The organism is Variovorax sp. RTB1 (assembly GCF_035018765.1).
GTDB lineage: Bacteria > Pseudomonadota > Gammaproteobacteria > Burkholderiales > Burkholderiaceae_C > Variovorax.
In genome coordinates this window covers 1-21,753 of sequence record NZ_JASJXG010000066.1, presented here as the reverse complement: position 1 = coordinate 21,753, position 21,753 = coordinate 1, and the positions used below count along the sequence as shown (strand labels likewise).

Annotated in this window: 16 protein-coding genes and 1 pseudogene; 8 read left to right on the top strand and 9 right to left on the bottom strand. The window is 64.2% G+C overall.

From position 1 onward, the window contains the following. Positions 1 to 631 precede the first annotated feature (631 nt). From QN397_RS24485 to QN397_RS24460, 6 genes are all read left to right on the top strand, one after another. The gene (locus QN397_RS24485) at positions 632 to 1,201 is read left to right on the top strand and encodes a hypothetical protein (protein ID WP_323497568.1); all 570 of its coding nucleotides are present in this window, start codon (positions 632 to 634) and stop codon (positions 1,199 to 1,201) included. Positions 1,202 to 1,257: 56 nt separating this feature from the next. Then, complete coding sequence (locus QN397_RS24480) at positions 1,258 to 1,977, top strand: hypothetical protein (protein WP_323502203.1); 720 nt, start codon at positions 1,258 to 1,260, stop codon at positions 1,975 to 1,977. Positions 1,978 to 2,458: 481 nt separating this feature from the next. Next, complete coding sequence (locus QN397_RS24475; protein WP_323497566.1) at positions 2,459 to 3,460, top strand: sugar ABC transporter substrate-binding protein; 1,002 nt, start codon at positions 2,459 to 2,461, stop codon at positions 3,458 to 3,460. Continuing rightward, positions 3,461 to 4,411, top strand: a complete 951-nt coding sequence (locus QN397_RS24470; protein WP_187051617.1) for an ABC transporter permease — start codon at positions 3,461 to 3,463, stop codon at positions 4,409 to 4,411. Then, entirely contained in the window at positions 4,411 to 5,208 is a 798-nt protein-coding gene (locus tag QN397_RS24465; protein ID WP_323497565.1) for an ATP-binding cassette domain-containing protein, read from the top strand. Before QN397_RS24470 ends, QN397_RS24465 begins: the two co-directional genes overlap by 1 nt. Then, positions 5,196 to 6,446 carry an ROK family protein gene (locus QN397_RS24460; RefSeq protein WP_323502202.1) on the top strand — a complete coding sequence of 417 codons (1,251 nt, stop codon included), beginning with the start codon at positions 5,196 to 5,198 and terminating at the stop codon, positions 6,444 to 6,446. The genes QN397_RS24465 and QN397_RS24460 overlap by 13 nt, the downstream gene beginning before the upstream one ends. 20 nt (positions 6,447 to 6,466) lie before the next feature. Here QN397_RS24460 and QN397_RS24455 read toward each other — a convergent pair whose 3' ends face one another. The 5 genes from QN397_RS24455 to nirB are packed head-to-tail and all read right to left on the bottom strand — an operon-like array spanning position 6,467 to position 12,681. Next, positions 6,467 to 7,132, bottom strand: a complete 666-nt coding sequence (locus QN397_RS24455) for a nucleoside/nucleotide kinase family protein (protein WP_323502201.1) — start codon at positions 7,130 to 7,132, stop codon at positions 6,467 to 6,469. Between the two features lie 23 nt (positions 7,133 to 7,155). Continuing rightward, the gene (locus QN397_RS24450; protein WP_323502200.1) at positions 7,156 to 8,892 is read right to left on the bottom strand and encodes a protein kinase domain-containing protein; all 1,737 of its coding nucleotides are present in this window, start codon (positions 8,890 to 8,892) and stop codon (positions 7,156 to 7,158) included. Between the two features lie 8 nt (positions 8,893 to 8,900). Then, positions 8,901 to 9,713, bottom strand: coding sequence for a formate/nitrite transporter family protein (locus QN397_RS24445; protein ID WP_323497561.1), 813 nt, complete (start codon positions 9,711 to 9,713; stop codon positions 8,901 to 8,903). A gap of 59 nt (positions 9,714 to 9,772) precedes the next feature. Beyond that, complete coding sequence (gene nirD / locus QN397_RS24440) at positions 9,773 to 10,114, bottom strand: nitrite reductase small subunit NirD (RefSeq protein ID WP_323502199.1); 342 nt, start codon at positions 10,112 to 10,114, stop codon at positions 9,773 to 9,775. Between the two features lie 20 nt (positions 10,115 to 10,134). Continuing rightward, complete coding sequence (nirB, locus tag QN397_RS24435; RefSeq protein WP_323502198.1) at positions 10,135 to 12,681, bottom strand: nitrite reductase large subunit NirB; 2,547 nt, start codon at positions 12,679 to 12,681, stop codon at positions 10,135 to 10,137. A gap of 455 nt (positions 12,682 to 13,136) precedes the next feature. Between nirB and QN397_RS24430 the strand changes: the two genes are divergently transcribed. Both QN397_RS24430 and QN397_RS24425 read left to right on the top strand, forming a co-directional pair. Then, positions 13,137 to 14,039 carry a hypothetical protein gene (locus QN397_RS24430; protein ID WP_323502196.1) on the top strand — a complete coding sequence of 301 codons (903 nt, stop codon included), beginning with the start codon at positions 13,137 to 13,139 and terminating at the stop codon, positions 14,037 to 14,039. Positions 14,040 to 14,232: 193 nt separating this feature from the next. Then, positions 14,233 to 14,415 carry a DUF3606 domain-containing protein gene (locus tag QN397_RS24425; protein WP_323502195.1) on the top strand — a complete coding sequence of 61 codons (183 nt, stop codon included), beginning with the start codon at positions 14,233 to 14,235 and terminating at the stop codon, positions 14,413 to 14,415. Positions 14,416 to 14,464: 49 nt separating this feature from the next. Here QN397_RS24425 and QN397_RS24420 read toward each other — a convergent pair whose 3' ends face one another. The 4 genes and pseudogenes from QN397_RS24420 to QN397_RS24405 all read right to left on the bottom strand — a co-directional run. Beyond that, the gene (locus QN397_RS24420) at positions 14,465 to 16,792 is read right to left on the bottom strand and encodes an ATP-dependent DNA helicase (RefSeq protein ID WP_323502193.1); all 2,328 of its coding nucleotides are present in this window, start codon (positions 16,790 to 16,792) and stop codon (positions 14,465 to 14,467) included. An 18-nt stretch (positions 16,793 to 16,810) separates the two neighbouring features. Then, positions 16,811 to 17,590: a hypothetical protein gene (locus tag QN397_RS24415; RefSeq protein WP_323502204.1), complete on the bottom strand. Its 780-nt coding sequence runs from the start codon at positions 17,588 to 17,590 to the stop codon at positions 16,811 to 16,813. Between the two features lie 41 nt (positions 17,591 to 17,631). Next, entirely contained in the window at positions 17,632 to 20,994 is a 3,363-nt protein-coding gene (locus QN397_RS24410; protein ID WP_323502192.1) for an error-prone DNA polymerase, read from the bottom strand. After that, positions 20,987 to 21,753: pseudogene (locus tag QN397_RS24405) on the bottom strand (DNA polymerase Y family protein); the annotation flags it as partial. The pseudogene QN397_RS24405 and the gene QN397_RS24410, both read right to left, overlap by 8 nt.

Sequence of the window (21,753 nt, the reverse complement as noted above, 5' to 3'; positions counted from 1 at the left end):
CCACCACACCCACCCCAGGCCCGTGGAATCCATGCCTCCACCCAGCCAGACCCAACTAGTCCCCACGGTATCCCCCACACCCAGCACCATGGCCGACCTGTTCCCCAGTGGGAATGGGCCACAGCCAGCGGACTAGGGGAACCATGGGCTACCCACTATGTGACACAGCCGACCAGTTCCACCGTGCCACCAGCACCACCAGAGCAGCCCTGAGCAACGCTAAGTCGTTGATTCATATGGGTATGCCCTGGGTGGCCTGAGGTCACCACCGGGGGCTCTGGACCCTTGAACGGGCTGTTGAGGGCTGGCGACCCCAGCAGCGGGCCGAGAAGCCGGCCGGCGAGCACTGCGCATCGAACTTGGACCGCTGGGCTTGCCAGCGCAACCGTGCGCACTCGTGCGCCCCTCAGCCTCCTTGGGTTATGCGTTCAACGCATAACGTTGCCTCAGCGTCCCGAGGTCTCCCGAGGACCTGCACAGCCCACTCGGCACCCCGACGACCGCCGCGCGCTCCCATCGCACCCTATGAATCCCCAGCGCCACCGGCGTTGCCACACAACATCGACCCATGCCACGCCACGAACCCACACCACTACACGCTGATCGGCGATTGAACCGGCCACACCCCGACATGCTGCCCACGCACCGGCTCTGCAAGCACTGCGGACGGGTGCTGACCCTGGACGCCACGAACTTCTATGAGACGAAGCGATACCCGTGGAACTTGAGCCGCTTCACCATCGCTTGCCGCTCATGTCGAAACCGTAGCAGCACGGCAGACCTCATGGCCCGACGAGACGGCGTGAACGCGGCAGTACGCAAGCGCCGCGCTCTGGTGAAAGCGAACAAGCGAAACGCCGCCTACTTCTACTCACCGGAATGGCTTGCAATCAAGCAGCAACAGGACGCTACCGAGACCGGGCGGCGCCTACGAATGGCAGAAAGCAAACGACAGTTCAACCGGCTGCGCGGCCCCTACCGTGATCCGATCAAAGCGCTGATCGTGGAGAACCAGAAAGCAGCCCTCCGGAGACGCCTGAAGACCCAGCCCGACCCTGAGATGCCGCAGCCGTTGGACAGTGAGCAGCGGGAATACTTGGGGACCCTTGAGGCCCTTCGGGACAAGCACGCGGGCAAAGCATCGAATGCAACCAGTGCACCTGGCTGGCTGCCCTTCGGTACACGGAAAGAAGATTGCTGACGAAGACAGTGAGCGAAGACAATCAAGCCGATAACAACTTGGAGTGAGGAGATTGCATGCTTGACACGCCGCCTTTTGTTTTTGTGCTCATGCCTTTTCACAAAGATTTCGAGGACATCTATCGTCTAGGAATTAAACAGACCGCCGAACAGGTTGGGTTGAGAGCGGAACGTGTTGACGAGCAGATGTATTCGGAGCCGATGTTGGAGCGCATTTACCAGCAGATAGTTGCAGCCGACATCATCGTGGCTGACATGACGGGCCAAAATTCAAATGTTTTTTATGAAGTCGGCTATGCACATGCTCGTAACAAGCTTTGCATTCTGATGACCCAGAACGCGGCTGATATTCCGTTTGACCTGAAGCAGCACCGTCATATTGTTTACGGGAATTCAATCGTTCATCTGCGAACTTTGCTGGAGCCAAATCTAGTATGGGCCGCCGAGCAAGTTGCCACGGCCAAGACGAGTGGCTTGAGCGTTAAATGTTCGCCTGCCCCCGGGGACCTAAAACTAACTCGGTGGACGGCAGACGCAACTGTTCGACTGGTAATCGACATTCACAATACGCTAGATCAAGCCTTTGGCGAAATCGAGTCAATCAACTTGTACACGGGTAACGGCTGGGAGTTCTCCCAATCAGGCAACACCAGCCCAAAAACCGCATCAGACAATGCATTGTTTGCTGAGCGGCACTCCTTTGTTTCCCAATGCGTCGCATCAACCCGAAGGGGTGGTGTCAACTTACGGTCGTCGGTCGCAAGACATTGGCAATAACATATGGCGTGGCAGAACTGAAAAATACATACACCGTCCAAGGGAAAATCATGATTCGCGTAGTGACTGCTGATCGAAGTTATGACTTTGCGAGCAATATCACCGTCGAGGTGAACGACCTTGCCTTCTAACGGCGCCGTTGCTTAAAAAAGTGTGGCGTGGCATGATCTGGACACTGTGTCACTTTCCGGTGAATGCAGGCCAGATTTAGCTTATAAATCAACGGGTTCTTAGGGTTCGATTCTCTTCGCCCGCTCCATCACAGGCGCATCACGCGCACCTTAAGAGCCCTCAGCAACCGCTGACATCCGCTCGATCCCCCGCCTCTCCAGTGCACCGCTTCTGCTGACAAGGACCGTTTGTCGATCGCCTCTCGATCTCCGGGTTTTCCATTAATCAATCCACTTGATTTATTAACTCCAAGTCCCGAAACTCTGGCGTGCCTCGCCAATACTTTTCGACCAAAACTGGAGACAAACCCATGATCAAGCTGACCCTCGCCGCCGCCCTGACCTCTGCCGCCCTCGCCGCCTGGGCGCCCGCCCATGCAGCCGAGCCGATCATCGGCCTGGTCACCAAGACCGAGACCAACCCCTTCTTCGTGAAGATGAAAGAAGGCGCCACTGCGGAGGCCAAGGCCAAGGGCGCCAAGTTGCTGTCGGGCGCCGGCAAGGCCGACGGCGACAACGCGGGCCAGGTGGCTGCGATGGAAAACATGATTGCCGCAGGCGCCAAGACCATCCTCATCACGCCCAACGATTCGAAGGCGATCATTCCCGCCATCAAGAAGGCGCAAGACAAGGGCGTGATGGTGATCGCGCTCGACAGCCCGACCGATCCGGCCAGCGCCACCGACGCCCTCTTCGCGACCGATAACTACCAGGCCGGTGTCCTGATCGGTCAGTACGCCAAGGCGGCCATGGCGGGCAAGCCGGTGAAGATCGCCACGCTCGATCTGCTGCCGGGCCACCCGGTCGGCGCGCAACGCCACAACGGCTTTTTGCAGGGCTTTGGCCTGAAGAGCTTCGACGCCAAGATCAACGAACTGGCCAAGCCGGCTGAAGTGGTGTGCATGGCCGACAGCTTCGGTGACCGCGCCAAGGGCCAGACGGCCATGGAAAACTGCCTGCAGAAGAACCCCGACATCAACCTGGTCTACACCATCAACGAGCCCGCCGCGGCCGGTGCGTACAACGCGCTGCAGAAGGCCGGCAAAGAAAAAGGCGTGATGATCGTCTCGGTCGACGGCGGTTGCGACGGCATCAAGGACGTCTCTGCCGGCAAGATCGCCGCGACCTCGCAGCAGTACCCGCTGAAGATGGCCGCGATGGGCGTCGCCGCCGGCATCGACTACGCCACCACCGGCAAGAAGGCCAGCGGCTATACCGATACCGGCGTGACGCTGATCTCAGCCAAGCCGGTGACCGGCGTCGACAGCAAGGACGTGAAGGTCGGCACCGATCTCTGCTGGGGCAAGAAGTAAGTGAAGGGGAAACTGCCCCCCATCGGGCAGCTCGGCCCGTTCATCGCACTGCTGATCGCGTGCATTGCTTTCGGCACCACGACCGATCGCTTCTTCAGCGGCGAGAACTTCTCGCTGATCCTGCAGCAGGTGACGGTCGTCGGCGTCATCGCCATCGGCCAGACGCTGATCATCCTTACCGCGGGCATCGACCTGTCGTGCGGAATGATCATGGCGCTGGGCAGCATCGTGATGACCAAGCTGGCGGCCGACCTGGGCTTGCCGGCACCGCTGGCGATCCTGGCGGGCATTGGCGTGACGGCCGCCTTCGGGTTGCTCAACGGCCTGCTGGTGACGCGCATCAAGCTGCCACCTTTCATCGTGACGCTGGGCACTTTCAACATCGCCTTTGCCATCACGCAGCTCTATTCCGGCGCGCAGACGGTGACCGAGGTGCCGCCGATGATGAATTGGCTCGGCAGCACTTTCGCACTGGGCGGCACCAACATCGCCTACGGCACGGTGCTGATGATCCTGCTGTACCTCGGCGTGTGGTTCTGGCTGCGCGAAACCGCCAGCGGCCGACACATCTACGCGGTGGGCAACAACCCGGAGGCGACACGGCTGGTGGGCATTCCACCGGAGCGCGTGCTGCTCGGCGTGTATGTGTTGGCCGGTGTCTTCTACGGCATCGCGTCGCTGCTGTCGGTTGCGCGCACTGGCGTCGGCGACCCAAACGCGGGGCAGACGGAAAACCTCGACGCCATCACTGCGGTGGTGCTCGGCGGCACCAGTTTGTTCGGCGGCCGGGGCATGATTCTTGGCTCGCTGGTCGGCGCGATCGTGGTCGGCGTGCTGCGCAACGGGTTGACGTTGATGGGCGTGTCTTCCGTCTATCAGGTGCTGATCACCGGCATCCTGGTGATCGTCGCGGTGACGGTGGACCAGCTATCGCGCAAAGGAGCACGTTGATGGACGCGAGCACTCTCCCGCGTGTTGTGATGCAGGCCAAGGGCCTGATAAAGCGCTATGGGCAAGTCGTTGCACTCGACGGCGCCGACTTCGAGCTGCGTGCCGGCGAGATCCTGGCTGTCATCGGCGACAACGGCGCGGGCAAGTCGTCGCTGATCAAGTGCCTCTCCGGCGCCACCGTGCCGGACGAAGGCGAGATCATCCTGGACGGCAAGGTGATCCACTTCAAGGGGCCGATCGACGCGCGCCGTGTCGGCATCGAAACGGTGTACCAAGACCTGGCCGTCGCACCCGCGATGACGATAGCCGAGAACCTGTTTCTCGGCCGAGAAATCCGCCGCCCGGGCTTTGCCGGCAACGTGCTGCGCATGCTCGACAAGAAGCGAATGCTTGAAGAAAGCGTGATGCGCATGAACGACCTGAAAGTCGGCATCCGCTCGATGACGCAGGCGGTCGAAACGTTGTCGGGTGGGCAGCGGCAATGCGTGGCGGTGGCGCGCGCCGCCGCGTTCGCGCATCACGTCGTCATCCTCGACGAGCCGACCGCGGCGCTCGGCGTCAAGGAGGGCAACATGGTGCTGGAGCTGATCCGCCGGGTGCGCGACAAGGGGCTGCCGGTGGTGCTTATCAGTCACAACATGCCGCACGTCTTCGAGATCGCCGATCGCATCCACGTGGCGCGACTGGGCAAGCGCGGTGCGGTGCTCAACCCGAAGAAGATCAGCATGAGCGACACGGTGGCAGTGATGACAGGCGCGTTGCCGCCCGAGCAGTTGCCGGCCGAATGCCTCGCGTGAACCTGGCGGGTGAGTCCGCACAAGAGGCGGGCCGGCTGCGACCTCGCGGGTCGAGCCAGGGCGGGCTGCGGCAATACAACGAGCGCGTAGTCCTGCAGGCGATCCGCAACCACGGCGCCCTCCCCGGCGCGGCGCTGGCTCGGCTCACGCAACTCACGCCGCAGACCATTTCGCTCATCACCAAGCGCCTGATCGAAGACGGCTTGCTGCTGCGCGGCGCCTTGCTGCGCGGCAAGGTCGGGCAACCGTCGGTGCCGCTGGCACTGAACCCGGACGGCGCGTTTTCCATCGGTATCAAGCTCGGGCGGCGCAGCCTCGACATGCTGCTGGTCGACTTCACCGGCGTGGTGCGTGCGCGTCGCAGCCTGGCATACGACTATCCGACCCCGGAGGCGGTGTTCGAAGAAATCGACTTGCGGCTGGCGGAGTTTCGTGCGCTGCTGGGTGCGTCGGGGCTGGAGCGATTGCAGGGCATCGGCATCGCGGCGCCGTTGTCGCTCGGCGGCTGGCAGGCGCTGATGGGCATCGATGCAAAGCGCGCCCTGGCCTGGAACCGTACCGACGTGCGCGCCAAGGTCGCGGAGCTTTCGGGGCTGCCGGTGACTTTCGTCAAGGACACGGCGGCAGCATGTGTCGCCGAGCTGGTGGCGGGCCGCGGCCGGAGCGTGCGCAGCTTCGTCTACGTCTTCGTGGACACCTTTATCGGCGGCGGACTGGTCATCGACAGCCATCTGCAGGGCGGGCTCAACGGCAATGCGGGCGCGGTGGGTTCACTGGCGCTGAATCGTGCGGGGCCGGGCGACACAGCCGCGCCACCGCAGTTGCTGAGCGTGGCTTCTCTCATCACGCTGGAGCGCCTGTACGAGGCCGCCCGGCTCGACCCCGCCGCTGTCGCCGACGACCGCGCGTTGCAGGCGCCGTGGCGCGCCATCACGGCGCAGTGGCTCGACGAAGCGGCCCACGCGATCGTCTTTGCGATCCACGGCGCGGCGTGCCTGCTCGACCTGGAAGGCGTGATCGTCGATGGTTCGTTCAGCCGCGACATGCTGGCCGCCATGCTCGACGCCATCGACAAGGCGAAGCATCGCTACAACTGGGAGGGCGTCGAATGCCCCGAGGTGCTGCCTGGCACCACCGGATCAGATGCGCGCGCGCTGGGCGGCGCGTTGCTGCCGCTGCACGCCAACTTCGCGCCGGATCGCGATCTGTTTCTCAAGCTCGACAAGACGTCGACCTGAGTTCGGTCGGCAAGCTGCGGTCATTCGCCCCAGCTGAATAAGACATCGGCGCGCGTCTTCGTGGCGGCGACCAGGCGCGCATTGGGTTCGTCAGTGCCGGCGACCCAGGCGAGTGCCGCTTCCTGGCTGCGGCCGAACTGCTGGTGCCGCTGCACGAGTCGATCGTTTCGCAGCCCGTCGTCGACATCGACGAACCAGACTTCGTCGAGCAGCCCCGCGATGCTGGCCCAGGCGCCTTCGTCGTGCAGCAGGTAGTTGCCTTCGGTGATGACCAGTTGCGTTTTGGGATGAACTGCGATGGCGCCGGCAATCGGCTCTTCGAGGTCGCGGCGAAACTCCGGCGCATAGACGATCTGGCCCTTGTCTTGCTGACGCAGCCGCTGCAACAAGCTCAGGTAGCCACCCGTATCGAAGGTGTCCGGCGCGCCTTTTCTGTCGGCGCGGCCGAGGCGCTGCAGTTCGACGTTGGCCAGGTGGAAACCATCCATCGGCACCACTTGCGACAGCGCTGCGAACTCGCGTTGCAACGCGACGGCCAGCGTGGACTTGCCGGCACCCGGTGGTCCGACGAGGCCCAGTATTTTTCGTTGCCCGTCGGCCAGCAGGTCTTGCACGCGCTCCAGGAAACGCTGTGGCACGGAAACCGAAGGAGGAGCAGATGGCATCGTGGTGGTCGCTGTCGACATCGTGAGTCCTTATCGAAAAACGCTCAGTGCCCCAAAACGCGCAGGCCCAGCAAAACGACAACGATAACAACCAGCAGCCCGGTGGTGCACTGCCAGAACCGCACTGGGTGTCTTTCGATGAGTGGCAAGGTCCGCGTTTGCAAAAACTCCTGTCCGGGCGCGCGAAGGTCGTGAGCGAATTCGGATACCGCCTCTTGCCGCTTCGCGGGATTGGGGTGCAGTGCCTTTTGCATCACGGCATCGATCCATGCGGGCAGGTCGGGCCGAAAGTGGCGCACCGGCAGGTAGCGCAACCGAGCGACGTCGGCAGGTGAACGGACCCGCGATGCGTGCAGGCCGTACGGCAGTTGCCCCGTTAGCATCTGGTAGGCGATGACGGCCAGGGAAAACAGATCGGAGCGAACGCTGCCGCCATGGCCGACGAAGTATTCGGGCGCCGTGTACTGCAAGGTTCCGACGATGGCGAGTGCATCGCGCGCGCCGGCACTCTCGGCCAGGCCCGCCACGTGGGCCGAAGCGAGGTCGATGATCTTGACCGTGCCGGTGCGGTCGATCATCACGTTCTCCGGGCGAAGGTCCTGGTGCAGCATCTCCCGGCCATGCAGCGCCTGCAGCCCCAGCGCCAGTTGCTCGATGAGGCCACGCACGCTGTCCAGGCTCGGCTTCGGGTGGTCGACCATCCACTGCGCCAGCGTCTGGCCTTCGACGTATTCCATCGCGACATACAGATGGTCGCGCGGCCGGTCGATGGTGCTCGCCTTCAGCACATGCGGGCTGTCGACGCGCCGCGCCACCCACTCTTCGAGCACGAAGCGATCGAGGTAGTCGGTGTCTTCGCGCATGTCGACCGAAGGCAGCTTGAGCACCACTTGCTGCCCGGTGGCGTCGTCCACGGCAAGGTGCACATGGCTGCGCGCACTCACCTGGAGTTCGCGCACGAGCGTGAAGCCTTCGAAGCGTGCCCGGGGTGCCAGCGGCGGCGATATGGCAAGGGCCTGCCGCTGCGACTGCAGCTGCGCGGCGTCGGCGGCCGGGAGTTCGTCGATGCGCAACAGCTGCACGGTGGCATCGTCGTCGCTGCCCTTGTCCCTTGCTGCAGTCGCCAGCAGCCGAGCCGCTTCGTCGAAGTCGTCGCCGCATCGGGCGAGCGCGTCGTGCACGGCTTCCGCGTCCAGATGGGCATAGGCGCCATCGGTCGCCAGCAAGTAGATCTCGCCGACCTCGGCGGCCCAGTCGCTGTAGTCGATGTCGACGTTCGAGTCGGCGCCCAGTGCCCGCCCCAGGTACGACTCGACCGACGACAGGTGAACGCGATGGTCCTCGGTGAGTTGCTCCAGCGCGTGCGGATGCAGCCGATAGATGCGTGCGTCGCCAACGTGCAGCATGTGCACGTCGCGGCCCTTGAAGATGAGCGCGCTGAAGGTGCAGACGTAGCCGCTGTCCTTGTCGAAGCGGGCGTCGCTGCGCATCGTCTGCGCATGCAGCCACGAGTTGGTGGCGCTCAGTACGCGTTGGGCCGAGCGGCGCACCGACCAGGCATCGGAGGTCGCGTAGTAGTCGTCGAGAAAGCCGCGCACCGCCGCCGCGCTCGCGACCTGGCTGACGCGGCTGGAGCCGATGCCGTCGGCCATCGCCACCGCGATGCCTTTGGACGTTCGAAGCGAGCCCTCCGGCAGCATCGCGCCATGAAAGTCCTGGTTGACTGACTTGGTACCGGCCAGCGAGTGCTGACCGAGCGTGACCCGCAATGTTTTGCGCAAGCGAGGCTTCAGCGCAAGACGCGCTTGGGTGCGGTCTTGTAGTGGGTAGCGTAGAGCGTCAGGCCGACAAAGGTCAGTCCGCCGACCAGGTTGCCCAGCACCGTCGGGATCTCGTTCCAGATCAGGTAGTCCAGCAGCGTGAACTTGCCACCCAGCATCAGGCCGGTGGGGAACAGGAACATGTTCACGACCGAGTGCTCGAAGCCCATGTAGAAGAAGATCATGACCGGCATCCACATGCCGATGGCCTTGCCCGACACGGTGGTCGACATCATGGCGGCGACGACGCCGGTCGACACCATCCAGTTGCACATCACGCCGCGAATGAACAGCGTCAGCATGCCGGAGGCGCCGTGTGCGGCATACCCCAGCGTGCGGGCCTCACCGATGCCGCCGAGCTTGGCGCCGATGACGTTGGGCGCCTCGCTGAAGCCGAAGGTGAAGATGATCGCCATGAACACCGCGACCGTCAGCGCGCCGGCAAAGTTGCCGACGAACACCAGACCCCAGTTGCGCAGCACGCCGGCCCACGTGGCACCGGGGCGCTTATCGAGCACGGCCAAGGGTGCCAGCGTGAACACACCGGTCAGCAGGTCGAAGCCCATCAGGTACAGCATGATGAAGCCGACCGGAAACAGCATCGCGCCGACCAGCGCGTTGCCGGTGTTGACGGTGATGCTGACCGCGAAGGCCGCTGCCAGCGCCAGGATGGCACCGGCCATGTAGGAGCGAATCAGCGTGTCGCGCGTCGACATCAGCAGCTTGGATTCACCGGCATCGACCATCTTGGTCACGAACTCGGCGGGGGCTAGATAGGCCATGGGATTCCTTGAAGCAGAGAGAAAGAAAATAACGAGAAGAGATCGGGCGGGCGATGCGCTCAGGCCAATGCGACTTGCACGCGCCCCTGTTCGACACGCACCGCATGCGCGCGCACCGAGTACTCCGGGGATTCGATGCATTCGCCGTTGCGCAGGTCGAAGTGGTTCTTGTAGAGCGGCGACGCGACGACGATGCGATCGCCCAGGCTGCCCACCAGCCCGCGCGACAGCACGCTGGCCCGCGACTTGGGGTCGACGTTGTCGATCGCGAAGAACTGCCCTGCCTGGCCGATGTGAAAGATCGCGACGTGCACCCCGTCGACCAGCGCGCACACGCCGGTGTCGGGCAGGATGTCGGTGGCCGCGCACACGGCAGTCCAGTGGAAAGTTTCAGTGGTCATGGTGAGATGTCCTCGGATGTTCAGGCGGTGGCAGTGGAGTTGGCGGCAGAGGTTTCGGCCTCCGCTTTGCGCTCTTCGGCACGGACCGGCCGGATCTGGCCGCGCTCTTCCACGAACACGATGTGCTCGTCCTTCTTGTCGCTGTTGACGAAGGAGCGAAAGCGCTGGCGCGTGGCCGGGTCGTTGACGGCCGTCTTCCACTCGCACTGGTAGGTGTCGACCACGTGCTGCATTTCGGCTTCGAGTTGGGCGCCGAGCCCCAGCGTGTCCTGAATGAGCACGTCCTTCAGGTAGTCGAGCCCGCCTTCGAGGTTGTCGCGCCAGGTGCTGGTGCGCTGCAGCCGGTCGGCGGTGTGTACGTAGAACATCAAAAAGCGGTCGACCAGCCTGACCAGCTCGGCCTTGCTCAGGTCGGACGCGATCAACTCCGCGTGGCGCGGCTTCATTCCGCCGTTGCCGCACACATAGAGGTTCCAGCCCTTTTCGGTGGCGATGATGCCGACGTCCTTGCTCTGTGCTTCGGCGCATTCGCGGGTGCAACCCGACACGCCGAACTTGATCTTGTGCGGCGTGCGCAGACCCTTGTAGCGGTTCTCCAGTTCGATCGCCATGCCCATGCTGTCGTCCACGCCGTAGCGGCACCAGGTCGAGCCGACGCAGCTCTTCACCGTGCGCAACGACTTGCCATAAGCATGGCCTGACTCGAAGCCGGCCGCGATCAGTTCTTCCCAGATCGGCGGCAGCTGTTCGACGCGCGCACCGAACAAATCCACGCGCTGGCCGCCCGTGATCTTGGTGTACAGGCCGTACTTCTTTGCGACCTGGCCGACGGCGATCAGGCCATCGGCCGTGACCTCGCCGCCGGGCATGCGCGGCACCACCGAATAGCTGCCGTCCTTCTGGATGTTTCCAAGGAAATAGTCGTTGCTGTCCTGCAGGCTCGCCAAGTCTTTCTTCAAGACGAAGTCGTTCCAGCACGACGCGAGGATGCTGGCTGCGGTCGGCTTGCAGATATCGCAACCCAGGCCCTTGCCGTGTTGGGCCAGCAGATCGCCGAAGGTCTTGATCTCGCCGACGCGCACCAGGTGATACAGCTCCTGGCGCGAATACGCAAAGTGCTCGCACAGGTGGTTGTTGACCGCCATGCCGCGCTTGGCCATCTCCATCTTCATGACCTGCGTGACCAGCGGCACGCAGCCGCCGCAAGAAGCGCCAGCCTTGGTGCAGGCCTTCATGTCGGCGGCGGTGCAGACGCCCTCGCCCACCGCCGCGCAGATTTGACCCTTGCTGACGTCGTTGCACGAGCAGATCTGGGCGGTGTCGGGCAGCGCCTCCACGCCGAGCCCGGGCCTGGCCTTGCCGTCGCTCGACGGCAGGATCAAGAACTCCGGATCGGCCGGCAACGTGATGCCGTTGAGCGCGAGTTGCAGCAGGGTGCCGTACTCGGCGGCATCACCGACCAGCACCGCGCCCAGCAGTTGCTTGCCGTCTTCGCTGACCACGATCTTCTTGTAGATCTGCTTGTGCTCGTTGATGTACTGGTAGGCGCGCGACTTGGGTGTCTTGCCGTGCGCGTCGCCGATGCTCGCCACGTCCACGCCCATCAGCTTGAGCTTGGTGCTCATGTCGGCGCCGGTAAAGGCGGCGTCGTCCTGCCCGGCGATGTGCTTGGCGGCCACGCGCGCCATGTCGTAGCCCGGAGCCACGAGGCCGAAGGTCTGGTCGTTCCACGCCGCGCATTCTCCGATGGCGTAGACGTTGCGGTCGTTGGTGCGGCAATGGGTGTCGACCGCGATGCCGCCCCGCGCGCCGATTGCCAGCACGCTCTGCCGCGCCAATTCGTCGCGCGGACGAATGCCGGCGGAGAACACGATCATGTCGGTCTCCAGATAGGTGCCGTCGGCGAACACCATGCGGTGCCGTGCGGTCGCGCCGTCGACGATCTCGACCGTGTTGCGGCCGGTGTGCACGTGCAGGCCGAGCGCCTCGATGCTGTTGCGCAACGCGCGGCCACCGCCCTCGTCGACCTGCACCGCCATCAGGCGCGGGGCGAATTCGACGACGTGCGTTTCCAGGCCCATGTCGCGCAGCGCCTTGGCACATTCGAGTCCCAGCAAGCCGCCGCCCACGACCACGCCGGTCTTCGAGCGGGCGCCACATTCCTTCATCGCTTCCAAGTCTTCGATGGTGCGATAGACAAAACAGTTGGGGCGGTCGCGGCCGGGCACCGGTGGCACGAAGGGCGACGACCCCGTGGCCAGCACCAGCTTGTCGTAGTGCACCACCTCGCCGTCGGCGGTGGTGACGGTGTTGTGGCGGCGCTCGATGGCCACTGCGCGAGCCGCCAGTCGCAAGGTGAAGCCGGTGCTCTCGAAGAAGCCCGGCTCGACCAGCGACAGGTCTTCAGCCGTCTTGCCGGCAAAAAATTCAGAGAGATGAACCCGGTCGTAGGCCGGGCGCGGCTCCTCGCACAGCACCGTGACCTGTGCATCGGCGATGCCGAGCGCATGGAGCTGTTCGAGAAATTTGTGGCCCACCATGCCGTGGCCAATCACTGCGATTTTCATGTCGTGTCCTGCACGCAGCCGGTCCGGTGAAAGGGGGCGGTGGCCGACGCTGTCAGGACAGAGTCGACACGGCCCCCGCTCGCTGGATGCGGATGCAAATCGGGTTGGAACAGACGAACAGTCGAGCATCGATGCTCTCAGTTCGTTCGGATCCCGCCGTCATTGGCGGAGGCAATGTGTTGGCCGCGGCGACGGTGCCGTCGGAACACTGATGGACATCACGCAACATCCATGCCGGCCTTTTTGCGCGATGAGTCTTCTGAATGCCGAAAGCATGCGCTGTTCTGGCGCGCGAATCCTTGGTTTGGTGCACCTGACAACTTGGCAGGAACTCGTTTGGCGTGCGACAACATCGGCAAAATGCGCAGCTCGATAGCTCAAAAGGAATGACTGTGACTCCGACGACCCGGCCTCTTGCCCCCTTGACCACTCCGAACGCTTCGACCACTTCATCCATGTCGGCGATGACCGTGGCCGCCGCCATCCTGGCGCTCTGCGCAGGTTGCGGCACGCGCTCGCCGGCACCTGCCAACGCGCCTGCATCGACTGCGCAGGCTGCAGCTGCACCAGCGCCCGCCCGCGCCGCGCCGGTGAAGCCAGTGCGCGAAGGCATTGAATACGCAGCGCTGTCGGACCTCATCGGTGAAGGCACCGGCAAGCAGGTGAAGCAGGACCTGGTCGGCAAATCGGTCAGCGTCGACCTTGCCAAAGCCACCGGGCACAACGTGCCTGCAGGCGCGTATGCGGTCGACAGCACCGACCAGACCTTTTTCGTGTGCAGATCCGTCGCGCCCGGCTACACGGGCGGCGCCGTCACCGCCAAGGTCCGCGACTACCGCTATCTGCCCCGAAGCAAACAGAAGATCGTCGACCTCGACCGCTGCGCGCCTGAAGTCGCTGCAGTCGCCGCGCCGATTGCGGCCGCGCCAGCGCCTGCTGCTGCGGCGGCCGCAGCGCCTGCGCCCTACGCTGGAGGCGCCAAGCCCGGCATCGATGCCAAGGGCAACGTGACGGACTCGTCCAAGGTCGAGGCCGGCAGCGGTCGCACGGTCAAGGGCTTGAACGACTACGAAGGCGAAATCACCGGCAACCCGGCACCCGGCAGCAAGTTCACCAAGCTCCAGATCGGAATGCCCTTGCGACAGGTCACGGACCTCGCTGGCCCGCCGACCGACCAGGGCGCCTACATGACCGGCAAGGCCTGGATTCCGTTCTATTTCGGCGCCGACCGTCATCGCTTCGAAATGACCTACAAAGGTCAGGGCCGGCTGATTTTTGCCGGCGGCGGCATGGGCGATTTCTCGAGTGGCTATCTGATCTGGATCATCCACAACCCCAACGAAGCGGGCTACCGCTAGTCGGCACGCCGGCGCACCGGCCATGGCCGCAGTAGTACAAAAGGCCAAGTGAGCGCAGGACTACGCGGGTCAACGCCTGAAGCAATCTTTTGGGATGTAAGGGCGTTTTCCTGCACGGTCCGTGGCACGCGTCTGTCCTGGGGGCTGCATCGCGCGACTGAAGATTGCGTCCATGCAAACGAAGGAGCAAACCATGACTCAGTCCGATGACATCGTCGTGCCGACAAATCCCGGCCAGGCGGTCGATGTGACCCAGCTCGCTGCGGTCGAGCAATGGACCCGACAGCTCGGGGTATCCGAGGAGGCGCTGCGTCTTGCAGTGGCCGAAGTCGGCACATCCGCAGAAGAAGTGCGAACGCATCTCGGCGTGAGCTGAGCGAAGCGCCGTCGCGCTGCGCGAAGCAGGCTTCACTGATCGCTCGCGGTCAATGAAGCTCGATGCGCCACCACGGCGGCAACAGCCGCCGCACCTCGGGCAGCGCGAACCGATCGTCGAGCAGATACAACACGCCTGCATCCTGCTCGGTGCGAATCACGCGGCCCGCTGCCTGCACGACCTTGCGCAGGCCGGGATAGAGGTACGTGTATTCATAGCCCTGCCCGAAGCGCTCCTGCATCCGCTCGCGCATCACGTCGTTCAATTCGTTGTGCTGCGGCAGTCCAAGACTCGCAATGAAGGCGCCGACCAGACGCTCGCCGGGCAGGTCGATTCCTTCACCGAAAGCGCCTCCCAGCACAGCAAAGCCGATGCCTTGCCCGCCTGCGACAAAGCGGGCGACGAAGGCTTCGCGCTCAGACTCCCGCATGCCACGCGACTGGGCCCACATCGGCACGTCGGGATAGCGCGCGGCCATCGCATCGCACGCACTGTCCAGGTAGTCGAAGCTGCTGAAGAAAGCCAGGTAGTTACCGGGTCGTTGCTGGTACTGCGCCGCGATGATCTTCGTCAGCCGCTCCAGCGATCGATCGCGGTCACGGTAGCGCGTCGAGATCTGCATTGCCACGCGCACCGTGAGCTGGTGCGTTTGAAACGGCGAGCCGACATCGAGATGTGCGGTGCCTTGCGGCATGCCGAGTGCATCGCGATAGAACGCGAAAGGCGCGATCGTTCCGGAAAAGCACGCGACAGACAGCGCACGTTCGAAGCGCGGCTTCAGGAAATACGCCGGGATCAGGTTGCGGATCGCGAAACCGCAGGGGCCGTCAGGATGTGCATCGATCGTACTTTCAAGTACCGAGTGCTCGCCGAACTCATCAGACAGACGTACGAAGCGAAGCATGTCGAAGAAGAACGGCTGCATTGGGCCGTTGGCCTCGGCCGGGTGATCCGCGAAGTGGTCGGACATGGCGCCGATGGCTTCCTGTAGCGCGCGATGCAGGCGTTCTGGAATCTGGTCGCGGATGGCGTACGGCGTGAAGGCGGATGGCGTCGCGCCGCGCTGCGCCAGCTGCAGCGAATCCCACTCGCGCTCCAGCTTGTCGAGCGCCTGCTTGATGTGACGCGGTGCCACGCGCAGCGCAACGGCGAGCGCGGCGCTGTCGAGCTCGGACGAGTACATGCTGCGCGCCCGCTCGATCAGGTTGTGCGCCTCGTCGACCAGGACCGCGGCGCGCCACTCTTCGTCGATCATGAGCGCGTACAGGAACGCACTGCCGTCGAAGTAGTAGTTGTAGTCGGCGACCACGACATCGCTCCACCGCACCAGTTCTTGCGCCAGAAAGTACGGGCACACACGGTGCGCCGACGCGACGTTGCGTACCGTTTCGCGGTTCAGCATTGACTGCCCTACCGCCTCGCTGCGTGCTGCCGGCAAGCGGTCGTAGAAGCCGGCCGCCAAGGGGCACGCATCGCCGTTGCATGCGCGGCCCGGGTACTCGCAGACCTTCTCTCGCGCGGCGAGTTCGAGCACGCGCAACGTGGAGCAGTCTTTGCGCAGCACGCGCAGCGAGTCGAGCGCCACGGCACGGCCGGAGGTCTTCGCGGTCAGGAAGAACAGCTTGTCGGTGCGATGCGCGGTCCAGCCTTTCAGCAACGGAAAGAGCGTGGCAATCGTCTTGCCGATACCGGTCGGTGCTTGCGCGATCAGGCAACGCCCGGCCGCGGCGGCGCGGTAGACGCCTTCTGCCAGTTCACGCTGACCGGGTCGAAAGCCGGCGTGCGGAAACGCGAGAGACGACAGGTCACGCGCCAGCGCAGCGCGATGCAAAGACTCCTGCCACGCCCGTGCCATGAAGCGACTGCAAAGCGCCTCGAATTCAACTTGCAGATCGGCGCGCGTGCGCTGTTCTTCAAGCACGGTTTCGTCGCCGCTATGGATGTCGAGGTAGACCAGCGCGACCGTGATGTGGGCCAGCGCGTGCTTCTCGCACAGCATTGCGGCATAGGTGCGGGCCTGGGCCCAATGCAACGCGCGGTGATTGCCCTTGATCGCGTCGAACTCCCCGCGAAACGTCTTGATCTCTTCGACACGGCCCAGCTCGGCATCGAAGCCATCGGCACGACCCCGCACCCGCAGGCCGCCGAAGCTCGAAGACAGCGAAACCTCGCCCTGGAACCCCGGCCCGCGCCGTGATTGAACGAGGTGATGGCCGGCGATGCCTTCCTGCGCGCTGGGTGCGGGTGCGAAGCGCAAGTCGAGATCGCCGGCCTTGGCGGCGAAGGCGCACAGCGACTTGACGGACACCGTGAGCTCGAGCGCCGGACGTGGCGGCGCCGCCCCCGGAGCCGGGAGGGAGCCGGACAGGAGCGCCATGCAAGCAACAGGCCCTGGTCAACCGACCGAAGGCAGCGTTGCGCAGTCGGTCAGCGGAACCTGAAGATCTTCTTCGAAGCCCGGAACCGGCTGCGCCTTGGCCAGCGCCATCCAGACTGCGAACGGCATGCGGGCCTGCGAGCGATGCACCACCGCACGCGCCACCACGAGCCGATCGTTTTCAAGCATCAGCACGCCGCATTCGAGAGGGATTTCGTCGGCAGAACCGATCGGCCGCCCGCGCGCGTCGCAGCCCAAAACGTACCAGCACTCGCCACCCAGGTCGAGGTAGGCCGCGCGCTTGTCGGGCTTCTTCAGGTCCGACAGAAGATCGGAGCGACGCACCTTGATTTCGTGAACGATCGGCTGGGCATACGCCTCGACGCTGGTGTTGCGGATCGAAAAAACATCGGGCCGCGCGATGCACCAGCGATGCGGGTCGCCTTCGTTGGTGCCCGCCAGCCGTGCACGCAAACTCAGGTTGCGCCAGGCGATGCGGCCAGCGCGCGTCATCTCGCGCGCCACACGCTCGACCAGTGCCTCGTGTGCCGACAACGCCGCGCGGTTGACGACGAGCGATGCGGCGATGTGCGCGATGCCGCGGTCGGTGACGCGCAATGTTTCATGCCCCAGCGCCGACCGCACGCGCTCCAGCAAACCCGCAGCGAGCAGATCGACCTCGATCGCATCGCAACACGGCCAGCCGGAAGATCGGTACACATCGCGCAAGCGACGCGCGTGGGTGCGGCTAAGCACGATGTCGCCCGGCGGCGAGTCGACAGGTACTTCGTGAGCGATGGATTCGGCCAGCAGGGTGCGAGATGAATGGCGTTGATTGGTCAATGGAAATCTCTGCTTTTGTTTTGCCCTGCGAGTCGGCCGAGCCACGGCGTCAAGTCCTTGAAGCCTTGCGCCAGCAAATGCCGCACGTTGCCGCCGCTGGCCACGTCGCGCTGCCACACGCCCTTGACGGCGAGCAGCTTGGACTTCAACAACGGCTCGCGCTGTTCTTCGACCAGGTCGTTCCAGACGATCACGTTGACGATGCCGGTCTCGTCTTCGAGCGAGACGAATATGGTGCCCTTGGCGGTTTGCGGACGCTGCCGCATGGTGACGATGCCACAGGCACGCACCACCCGGCCGTGCGGCAGGTCGTGCAGCTCGGCCGCACTCAGCAACTTCAGGCGCGCCATGCGGGGCCGCAGCAGCGCCAGCGGATGGCGCCGCAGCGTGAGGTTCATGGATGCGTAGTCGCCGACGATCTCTTCGCCTTCAGTGCCGGGCGGCAGCAGCAAAGGCGTTTCGTGGATCGGCACGCCCTTGAGCAAGGCCGGCGCGCGACGCTGCGCCGTGGCATCCCATACCTGCTGGCGGCGATGGCCCGACAAGGCCATCAACGAGTCGGATGCCGCCAGCGCGGCCATGTCGCGCGCGTCGAGGTCGGCACGCACTGCGAGGTCTTCAGTGCTGGTGAACGGGGCGAATGCGCGGGCCTGGAGAAGGCGATGGGCACCGGCTGCGCTGAGACTGCCGATGCGGCGCAGGCCCAGCCGCACTGCTGGATGATTTTGCTTTGCGGGATGGCCGCTCTGTTCCGTCACCACAGGCTCCAACGTGCTGTCCATCTCACTCACCGTCACATCCACCGGCCGCACCTCGACCCCATGGCGCTGCGCGTCCTGCACCAGTTGCGAGGCCGAGTAAAAACCCATCGGCTGCGAGTCGAGCATGGCGGCCAGAAAGCAGGCCGGCTCGTAGCATTTGAGCCAGCTGCTGACGGCCACCAGCAACGCGAAGCTGGCTGCGTGGCTCTCCGGAAAGCCATATTCACCGAAGCCTTTGACCTGACTGAAGATGGCCTCGGCAAAGGGCCGGTCGTAGCCGTTGTCGACCATGCCGTCGATCAGCTTGTTCTGGAACTTCTCGATGTGGCCGGTGTGCTTCCAGGCCGCCATGGCACGCCGCAAGGCATCGGCTTCGTCGGGGGTGAAGCGCGCCGCGATCATCGCGATCTGCATCACCTGCTCCTGAAAAATCGGTACGCCCAGGGTACGGCCTAGAGCCTTCTTGAGATCGGGATACTTGTATTCGATCTCTTCGCCGCGGCGCAGCTTCTCGCGGTTCTTCAGGTACGGGTGCACCATGCCGCCCTGGATCGGGCCGGGCCGCACGATCGCCACCTCGATCACCAGGTCGTAGAAGCAACGCGGCTGCAGGCGCGGCAGCATCGACATCTGCGCGCGACTCTCGATTTGGAACACACCGACGGTGTCGGCCGCGCAGATCATGTCGAACACCTTCGGGTCGTCGTTGGGGATCTGATGCATTTCCAGCGAGCTGCCACGCCACTGGTTCGTGAAGTCGAGGCCGCGCCGGATGGCACTCAGCATGCCGAGCGCCAGCACGTCGACCTTGAGCATGCCCATGGCTTCGAGATCGTCTTTTTCCCACTGGATGATCGAGCGGTCTTTCATGGACGCCTTCTCGACCGGCACCAGCCGCGTGAGCTTGGTGTGGGTCAGCACGAAACCCCCGACGTGCTGGCTCAGGTGTCGCGGAAAACCCTTGAGTTCATTCGTGAGTTCGAGCCATTGCGCCAGCTTGCGCGGCGGCTCGCGCACGCCCGAGCGCTCCATCGCCTGGGCCAGATGCTGGTCGAGGATGGTGGTGTCGAACCAGTAATGGTCCTTGGCGAATTCGTCGACCAGCCGCTCGTCGACACCCATCGCCTTGCCGACATCGCGCAAGGCGCTGCGAGAGCGATAGCAGATCACCACCGCGGCGATCGCGGCACGCTCGCGGCCGTATTTTTCGTAGATGTACTGGATGACTTCTTCGCGCCGCTGGTGCTCGAAGTCGACGTCGATGTCGGGCGGCTCGTTGCGCTCGCGGCTCAAGAAACGCTCGAACAACAGATGGCCGACCATCGGGTTGATGGCGGTGACGCCCAGGCAATAACACACCGCCGAGTTGGCAGATGAGCCGCGGCCCTGGCACAGTATTTTTTGTTCGTTGGCAAAGCGCACGATGTCTTCCACGGTGAGAAAGAACATCTCGTATCGCTTCTCCTCGATGAGTGCGAGTTCGTGCTCGATCTGCTTTTTCACCGACGCGGGAACGCCCTGCGGATAGCGTCCTGCCGCGCCTTCCCAAGTTTTGCGCGCGAGCGTTTGCGCCGGCGTCTCGCCGTTGCCGAGCAGCTCCAGCGGGTACGCGTAGTGCTTCTTGATTTCGTCCGGGTCGAAGCGGCAGCGGTCCATCACCACCAGCGTGTTGGCCAGTAATTCAGGCGGGTACAAGTCGACCAGCCGCAAGCGTGGGCGCAGATGCCGCTCGGCATTGGACTGCAGCGCGAAGCCGCATTCGGCCACGCTCCTGCCCTCGCGGATTGCAGTGACCACATCGTGCAATGGCTTGCGCGACCGCTTGTGCATGTGCACGTCGCCAGCCGCGACCAACGGTACGCCGGTGGCTTGGCTGACCTGCTCGAGCGTGAGCAGCCACAGGTCGTCGTCCATCTCGTTGAGCAGTTCGACGACGATCCAGAGGTGGTCGCCGAACAAGGTTTGGGCGTGCGCGACGTCGGCCGATAAAGCGTCGACGTCGACCGTGCGATGCGGCGCAAGAAGGATTTCGCAGTGCTGCAGCGATGCGACCTCGCTTTCGGTCTTGTTTTCGTGGCCGACCTGAAATTCATCGCTGCCGCCCCCCGGCCATGTCACACGGTATTCGCCTTTGGGCGCGCTGGTGGTACGCGCTGCGGTGATGAATTCGCAGAGATTGCCCCAGCCTTCGAGGTCATGCGCAATCGCCACCAGCTTGAAACGGTCGAAGCCGAACTCGCTGCCGAAGAGCAGCCGGAAATCGGGGTTGCGCGTGAGCGGTGGTTCGTCGGCGTGCTCATGCTCGTAGTCGTCCAGCGCCTGCGGATGGTCGCGCAGGGCGACATGCGCCCGCACGATGCCGGCGACCGAGCATTCGTCGGTAATCGCCAGCGCCTTGTAGCCCAGGTGATAGGCCTGGGTGACCAGCTCTTCCGGTCGGGAGGCACCGCGCTGAAAGCTGAAGTTGGTGAGGCAATGCAGCTCGGCGTAGTCGGGCAGCGTTGGTAACGTAGATAACTTTAGGGGCTGTTTCGGTGGCAGTGGATGCAGCTTGGCCGGACGGCGCGCCATCAACTGTTTGTCGCTGAGTTCAGGCATAGATCCCCTGCAGGAACCAGCGCGTTTCATTCGTTCCGCGCAAGGCGGAAGTTCGCTCGCGATAAACCCAGACCAGACCGGCCTCGGGGCTCTCCGCGACGTAATAATCGCGCGCCATCGGCTCGCCGCCTTCGTTATGGTCGTCGGCCCACCACCCGCCTTCGAGCCGCTGCGGACCGACCAGTCGCCGCAACCGCCCGTGGTACCAGGGATGCCCGGCGCGTATTTCGAGGCGCAGCGGCTGGCGCAGCAGCCAGGGCGGAAAGGTACTTACGCCCTCTCCCCTGGGGGGAAGGCAGGGATGGGGGCTCCCCCCGCGACGGCCCGTAGCAAGCCCCCTTCGCAACGCCGGGCCCCACGCCTGCATCGCCTCCGGTCGATGGTCCGCCAGGGCCACCGGCACCTGCACCTGCTGCGCCCCCAAGCGCGCACTCAGCCGCTCCACCAGCTCGTGCAGCTTGTCGCCCTTGCGGTTGTCTTCAGGCAGGAAGCTCGTGCTCGCGCCGGCCCAGGGCGACGTGTCGAGCGAGCGCAAGCGCAACCAGCTCGCAGGCGCACCGAGCTGGGTCAGCGCCAGCCGCTCACTCATCAGTTTGCGCAGATGCGCCATGTCTTGCGTGGGCTCGGCGGTACGCACGGTGATGCTCTGATGCGGCGGCAGGTTCACCCCGTTGAAGCGTCTCAAATCGAGCGTCCATTCGAGCTCCAGCGCCAGCACGCCGCGCTGACGCGCGCGCAGCCAGATCTGCAGTGCCGACA